At 37.6% G+C, this 7,198-nt stretch carries 6 protein-coding genes; 1 reads left to right on the top strand and 5 read right to left on the bottom strand.

The features are described from left to right. Positions 1-216: 216 nt before the first annotated feature. Positions 217-1,140, bottom strand: coding sequence for a polysaccharide pyruvyl transferase family protein (locus tag KSO91_RS09165; protein ID WP_238742654.1), 924 nt, complete (start codon positions 1,138-1,140; stop codon positions 217-219). Positions 1,141-1,461: 321 nt separating this feature from the next. Continuing rightward, positions 1,462-2,502, bottom strand: coding sequence for a UDP-N-acetylglucosamine 2-epimerase (locus KSO91_RS09160; protein ID WP_238742653.1), 1,041 nt, complete (start codon positions 2,500-2,502; stop codon positions 1,462-1,464). Between the two features lie 83 nt (positions 2,503-2,585). Here KSO91_RS09160 and waaA point away from each other — a divergent pair, with 83 nt between their 5' ends. Next, complete coding sequence (gene waaA / locus KSO91_RS09155; protein WP_238742652.1) at positions 2,586-3,851, top strand: lipid IV(A) 3-deoxy-D-manno-octulosonic acid transferase; 1,266 nt, start codon at positions 2,586-2,588, stop codon at positions 3,849-3,851. A gap of 94 nt (positions 3,852-3,945) precedes the next feature. Here waaA and KSO91_RS09150 read toward each other — a convergent pair whose 3' ends face one another. From KSO91_RS09150 to KSO91_RS09140, 3 genes are all read right to left on the bottom strand, one after another. After that, on the bottom strand, positions 3,946-4,728 hold the full coding sequence (locus KSO91_RS09150; protein ID WP_238742651.1) for a glycosyltransferase family 2 protein: 783 nt from the start codon (positions 4,726-4,728) through the stop codon (positions 3,946-3,948). A 513-nt stretch (positions 4,729-5,241) separates the two neighbouring features. After that, complete coding sequence (locus KSO91_RS09145) at positions 5,242-6,027, bottom strand: glycosyltransferase family 2 protein (RefSeq protein WP_238742650.1); 786 nt, start codon at positions 6,025-6,027, stop codon at positions 5,242-5,244. Between the two features lie 4 nt (positions 6,028-6,031). Continuing rightward, on the bottom strand, positions 6,032-7,090 hold the full coding sequence (locus tag KSO91_RS09140) for a CDP-glycerol glycerophosphotransferase family protein (RefSeq protein ID WP_238742649.1): 1,059 nt from the start codon (positions 7,088-7,090) through the stop codon (positions 6,032-6,034). Between the last annotated feature and the right edge of the window lie 108 nt (positions 7,091-7,198).

Below are 7,198 nucleotides of genomic sequence, written 5' to 3'. Positions count from 1 at the left end.
TATTTTATGTTTTTCTCTGTGTAGCTCGCAGCGCCTCTGTTAATGAATGCGAACCGAAACGCAGTTTCGCAGTCGCATGAAGTGTGCGTGGTAGTGGTTTTAATTTTTTTACAAAAAATAACCTGAGTCATCTACATAAGCATGTATATATTTGTCTCAATATTAGCAGTAGTACTGTGATATTTTCGAATTTAAAATTAATGAATTCCCTAGCAGCTACGATTTATAATCTTCTACTATTTTCATTAAAATATCATTCTGCCTATTCGTGATCTCATCCACTTTCTTATCCGTACTTAAATAGGCCTCTGGCGTTGCGATAATCGCTTTCAATTCATCAACCAACTTAGCACTTCGCTCTGAGTCTGCCGGGAACGGGGTAAAGATTAATTCAGACCATTTAGGTTTAATTCCCAATAGCTTACTCAACAGCTTTTTAGCACCGATCTCAATAAGCTTAGGCAGCTTCATTTTATTCTGACTGATAAAGGTTAAGACCTGAAACTTCAGTTCAATTTCCATACATTCAGCAAAGTCATACCATTTTTCTTCACTGAATAAAGGTGAAAATTTAACAGGAATCCAAGGGATCCTCATTGCATCAGCCGTTATCGCACCATGCATCGCTTCTGTTACAATTTTCCGACAACTCCTTAACTGTAGCAAAAACGCTTCAACGGGCTGCTTTGCTGAAATAAACTTAATACCAAGTTGATCACAGACCACTTGCCAATCGATATATTGCTCGCTGCCATGATGTGGAATAAAACCAATATCAAATTGCTTTTCTACGGGAGCTAACGGTATGTTACGAAGTAAATAAGCGCCATCACCGATGGCTAAATTTTCGCTCAAGCCTAATTTTTTTGCTGTCCGAGGACCGCGAACACCATAGACCTTACATTTATCAGACAAAATAGGTGTGTTTTCTCCCCATGCGCCTGACGAGAAAATAACAATTTCTTTTGCATCTGCCAGCTGAATATTGAGCCTTTTCTTAGTTAAAACAGTGCCAATGCCAACAAAGTAGACCCCATCTTCATTTTTAAATATATCTTCACCCATTAATTGTGGCCAAAGCCAAGGATTAAGATCATCACCAAAGTTTAGTGTTTTAGATCGACAATATTCAATAATCATAATTTTTAATCGTACCCATAATTGTTCTATTGTGTATTCACATCGTTATTTAACAGTAAATACAAGTTTCTATATCTATACCAAAGCGACCTCAAGATGCCGGCATCAGCAAGACAATAAATGCTCAGATTCTAGGCACAAAGTTGGTGATCTAGTCGTTCTAAATCAAAACCTTCGAACAACGAAGATCGTTGTTTATCGTCATGCCCAGAGGGAGCTTCGCCCGAAAGCCAGCATTGCATTGTGACGCCTGAAAAAGCAATTACCATTTGAGGTGGTTTAGGTATACACCGCTATCAGTATTTTTCATTCAGCACGTTATTACCACATCCAATAATTCAACTGCTGCCTTATTTTGAAATTTCTAACAATATTTTTTGGTTTTTTATCTACCCATCCGGATTCAAGCATGTTGATACTCGCCTCTAAGACCCGTGAAGCTGATTTACCATCACGATAAGGGGTAATTGATGGCCCGTAACTTGCAATTTCTTTTAACAGATTTTTCGAGGGTGAAAGCGCTTGCTCAATTGCCCCCTGCAAAGCTTCAACCGCTGTTATATTAATAAAACAAGGCAATGGGTTGCTATTATTAAAGGTCACAACCGGCTTATTAAGCATTAAAAACTCAGTTAATACTGATGAATTATCAGACACCATGATATCAGCACGATGCATCCCAGCAATGACTTTATCATTCTCTAAGAAAATTAGATTTTCCCCTTCGAGATTTTTATACTTAGCGACTGTCTGTGCTGACATTTTTGGGTGCAATGTCACCAGCCACTGCCAATTCTGACTATCGACCAACTTGCTTATCGTTTCAAAAATACTTTCAGCACAAGAGAGTGAGGGCGTAAATGTTGACGCGATTAATATTTGCGGACGAGAAAAGGTTTGTTGCTGCGTTTGCTTGTATAAAGTATCTAACTTCAACCAGCCTGTTTCCACTACTTGGAAATATCCTTTTTCAAGTGACATAGGGAGTAATATATCAGTCCGTTCATGCCCCTGAGTACAATACAGATCAACCATTCCCCTGTCTTTTACAAAGCGGCCTCGCTTACTATCATTAAGCCCATGAAATACTTGAATTTTTAACCCTGGAATAAATGCAGGGATAACATTCCCCGGTGCATAAACCAAATCAGGGTGATAACGTTTAACATCTGTAATGGTTGCTAATATATTTTCATCGTCTTGCAAAAAACAGGCGGAAACATCACGACCAGCTAAAAACCAGCATACTTGGTGCCCTAACTGCCTAGCATGCTCCTGTAGCGGGCGTAAAATATCAAAAGAGTAATTTTGTTCTATATAAAATAACAATTTATATTTTCTAGGCGCTTTAATTCGAGGCATAAGACTCAACATATTGAAAATTAGGATGTAAAATTTTTTTAGTGTACACTATATTTTTTTTAAAAACTTTTAAAATAGCCCTTATGTTATTTAGATTTGTATATTCACTGCTACTCTTTATTATCGCGCCTTTTTTCTTATATAAGCTGTATAAAACAAAAACTAACAAACCTAAATTTGGCAAAAGGTGGCAAGAACATTTCGGTTTAACACCGATACTATCCTCGACAAGCAAACCAATATGGATACACACGGTTTCAGTGGGTGAAGTGATAGCAGCCACTCCTTTGATTAAATCTTTAAAGCAGCGATACCCCAATAAAACGGTTGTTGTTACCACCACCACCAGCACCGGAGCCGTTGAAGTAGAAAAAATGGGCAGTTTAGTTGAGCACCGCTATATGCCGCTTGATTTTAGCTGCTCAATAAAACGTTTTATTAAAATAATAAACCCTACCGCTCTGCTCATTATCGAAACGGAATTATGGCCGAATACACTGCATTACTGTAAAAAAAACAATATTCCAGTGACTGTTATCAATGCGAGGTTATCTGAAAAATCATCTCGGAATTATGAAAAGTTCTCATCTTTATTCCACGCTATGGCTAATAATATAGACTTAATTCTTTGTCAGGCAACTGAAGATGCAGAGCGCTTTATTGCTTTAGGCGTAGAAACTCAAAAAGTGAAAGTTACCGGCTCCATTAAATTTGATATTTCAATACCAATAGAGATTTTACAAGCAGGCCAAGACCTGCGAGATCAAATAGGCAATCAACGCCCGGTATGGATAGCAGCAAGCACACATAAAGGAGAAGATGAAATAATAATTGCAGCACATAAGCAATTACTTATGTCATACCCAGATGCATTATTAATATTGGTTCCCCGTCATCCAGAACGTTTCTTAATGGTTGAAAAACTATGCCTAGAAAAAGGTTTTAGTACCGTAAACCGTACTAGCCAAGCTAATATTTTGGCTTCAACAGAGATTTATATCGGCAATACCATGGGAGAAATGCTGACCTTGATAAAAGCATCCGATATCTGTTTTATGGGAGGAAGTTTAATTGGGGATAAAGTCGGTGGCCATAATTTACTTGAGCCAGCGGCGTTAGCAAGAGCTTGTTTAATCGGCCCCAGCTACTTTAACTTCCAAAAAATAACCGAAGCATTAGTTGCCAACGGGGCATGCCGAGTTTGCTTTACTGCCGAAGAGATAGCTACCGACCTCAAACAATTATTTGCCGACAAAAATATGCTAAACATGATGGCTGAAGCTGCGTTACAAATAGTGAACAAAAACAAAGGTGCAATACAAGCAACCATAAATGAACTAGAGCTTTGATTGCTAACTTTAAATCGGGAGATAATTAACACTCTCCCCATAATTGCTTGTTTTGTATGATCCTAAAAATAATAGTGAGTAGGCAACTCCCCACTCATTCTTTTTTTCTCTCTCTTTTCTCTTTCTGTTGCAATAACCATAAACCGGCATATTTATTAAATTTCCCCTGCGCATAAGTCATCGCAACGATAAAACCAATACTGCCATCTAAAAAGCCGAGCCTAAATATATAAATATGAATAAATGTCCAGATTGCACGAAGTAAGGCTAAAAACAAACCATATGATTTTTTGTTTTTTCTGAAATACTTTTGAGAACCTAGCCAAGCATATGAAGACGATTTTTGTAAGGCATGACCAAAATCACGGTGTGTGTAATGTAGTAGTAACCCTTTCATCACTCCGATACTACCATTAGGCGGTACAATTGTTTCATGCACTTCATCTAATGTATATTTACTTCCCTTATTAACTGCTAACCGCAAAACAGAACGAGCACTGCGACCATGTTTTAAGGTTTTTCCGTGAATAGTGACACCCCACGGCAAGCGATAAGCAACATGGCGATCATCAGTTGATTCAAGTAACCGGTTAATTTCAGAGCGCATTTCCTCATCAAGCTCTTCATCAGCATCAATTGAAAGTACCCAGTCACAGCTTGCCTTATCCAAAGCTCTCTGTTTTTGCTTGCCAAAGCCAGGCCAGTCAGTTATTTCAATATTGTCTGTATATTGACTACAGATTTTAACCGTATTATCCGTTGAGCCTGAATCCAAAACAATAATTTCATCCGCAAGATCTTGAACTGATTGTAAACAACGCGCGACGCGATCTTCTTCATTTTTCGTGATCAAAATTACTGATAATGTCTTTCTCATTTACGCTGTCTTCCAATAAGTTAATTGTTGTAGTAATGAATTAAATTTAGCGACTTTAGACTTCAAGTTACGCTTGCTGAGAGCCGCTAGCCATTCCTCTGCTTGCTTCTGTATTACGGATTTTATAACGCTTCATTAAAGGCACTCACTAAATGCGCTAAATAAGATTGTCCGATATTACAGTTATTGCTGATAACATTTATCTACATCAATCAGCCAAACTTTACCCGCTTTACATAAAAAAATAATAGGTTCCCAGCAAGGGCTTTTATATTAAGAAATCAGCGAGCAAGGTAGAATATATACCCATGTTACCTCAAGAGGCTTTATCAGGCACTAATTCGAATATCAGATCAAGGCACAACATGCAGGATTTTCGAGAGATTAGCCGTATTAATTATCTATCGGGATGTGTAAATGCAGGCATTTAGCACCTCGAATAGGTTACTCCCTTTTCACTTATTGCAACGCAGAGGGAGTATTCAAGCTAATGCCCTGCAGGACAAGTCAAAATCATAATTTATTTTCACTACTGTTGTTGTTATTTTCCAATAACCACAAACCGACATACTTATTAAAGTTTACCTGAGCATAAGTCATCGCGACAATAAAGCCGATGCTACCATCTAGAAAACCCCGTCGAATAATGTAAATCAGTAAGAATGTCCAGATTGCACGTAATAAAGCGATGCATAGACCGTGGGATTTTTTCTCTTTTCGATGGTACTTTCTTGCGCCTAGCCATGCATAATCAGCAGCCTTATCTAAGCCATGTTTAAAATCGCGATGTGTATAATGCAAAAGCAGGCCTTGCAATGTACCAATATTTCGGCCACTGGGGATAACCGTTTCATGTACTTCGTCTAACGTGTATCGTGCACCTTGACGTTTAAATAAACGCAAAACAGCACGCGCACTGCGACCATATTTGAGCGTTTTACCGTGCAGGGTCACTCCCCAAGGTAACTTGTAAGCATCTTTCGTGATGATGTCTTGAGATAGTAATTGTACTAACTGCGCATGCATCTTTTCATCTAACGCTTCATCTGCATCTATTGATAAAACCCAATCACATTTGGCTTTATCTAACGCCCGCTGTTTTTGCTTACCAAAACCGGGCCAATCAGTGACTTCAACATTGTCAGTATATTTTTTGCAGATAGAAACGGTGTCATCTGTTGAGCCACTATCCAACACAATAATTTCATCGGCAATGTCTGCAATGGACAATAAACAACGTTCAACCCTGTCGGCTTCATTTTTTGTTATTAATATGACTGAAAGCTTATGCTTTTTCATTTGTTCACCATTTCCAATAATTCAATTTTTTTCTTAATTTTAATTGCCTAATAAAATTAAAAGGCTTTTTTATTACAGGAGATAAACCGTCAACGAGCAATTTATCGGTTACCTCTATGACACGTTTACTGGATTTTCCATCGTGATAAGGATGTGTTTTTTGACAATAAGCTTCAATCTTCTGCATAAGGACTGCCGGGTAGGTTAATGCATAGTCAATTGCTGATTCTATTTCGTCAATCTGCTCAATATTAAGCAAACTATTATTTTTTGTCTGATTGTTAAATGTAACAACAGGCATACGCAGTAATAAGTACATGATCAATACGGAAGAGGTATCGCATAACATCACATCCGCGGCCTGTAATAATGGTAAAACATCGTCCGTTTCGACAAACTGCAGATTATCATTTTGTAATGATTTATATTGGTCAACTATTATTTTATCCATTTTGGGATGAAATTGTATTAACCAACGCCATTTTCCTGACTTTGAAAGTTCTTTGATTTTATCAAAAACAATAGGAGCACAGGACAAGTTACGTGAAAAAGTAGAGCACATTAAAACGGTTTTTCTAGAATCTCTTTTATCAATATAAGGGTTATTTTTAATTGCTGTAAATAAGGGATCGATTGAAGGCCACCCTGTTTCTGCTACTGAAAATGTTTTGTGTTTTATTGCTAATGACTGAAATCGTTTAGTTGTATGTGGACCTTGAGTGCAATAAAGATCGAAACAATTACGTATCACATAGTGATCTTCGATACCTTTGCGGTTAATTTTCCCGGCATCAAAACCATGGAAAACACCTACTTTTATCCCCGGGATGAAATTAGGGACTACATTGCCAGGTACAAAAACAGCATCGGGCTGCCAGTTGATAATATCATCAACTGTTTTTAATCTGCTCTCATCCTCTTTTAGGTATTGCTCATTAACTTCTCGACCTTCTAAAAACCATGCAACCTCAGCGCCTTGCCGTAAAGCTTCTTTTTGTATAGGCCTCAAAACAGCATAAGAGTAATTTTGTGAGATATACATTAAATAACGTTTAGGCTGCATCTTTCACTCTTTTCGTTAATACACAATTTCAAAACATAAAAATAAATAACCTGCATTATATCGTTTACATATTGATATGATACAACTTTTGCTTTCTTTCCTCAGTCT

Source organism: Psychromonas antarctica (assembly GCF_022267535.1).
Classification (GTDB): Bacteria; Pseudomonadota; Gammaproteobacteria; order Enterobacterales; family Psychromonadaceae; genus Psychromonas; species Psychromonas antarctica.
The sequence above is the reverse complement of the archived record's forward strand: the minus strand, read 5'-3'. Positions and strand labels throughout refer to the sequence as shown.

Excerpts from the sequence above, each read along its gene's own strand:
- waaA (WP_238742652.1), top strand. The coding sequence starts at position 2,586 with ATGTTATTTAGATTTGTATATTCACTGCTACTCTTTATTATCGCGCCT.
- KSO91_RS09165 (WP_238742654.1), bottom strand. The coding sequence starts at position 1,140 with ATGATTATTGAATATTGTCGATCTAAAACACTAAACTTTGGTGATGAT.
- KSO91_RS09150 (WP_238742651.1), bottom strand. The coding sequence starts at position 4,728 with ATGAGAAAGACATTATCAGTAATTTTGATCACGAAAAATGAAGAAGAT.
- KSO91_RS09145 (WP_238742650.1), bottom strand. The coding sequence starts at position 6,027 with ATGAAAAAGCATAAGCTTTCAGTCATATTAATAACAAAAAATGAAGCC.
- KSO91_RS09140 (WP_238742649.1), bottom strand. The coding sequence starts at position 7,090 with ATGCAGCCTAAACGTTATTTAATGTATATCTCACAAAATTACTCTTAT.
- KSO91_RS09160 (WP_238742653.1), bottom strand. The coding sequence starts at position 2,502 with ATGCCTCGAATTAAAGCGCCTAGAAAATATAAATTGTTATTTTATATA.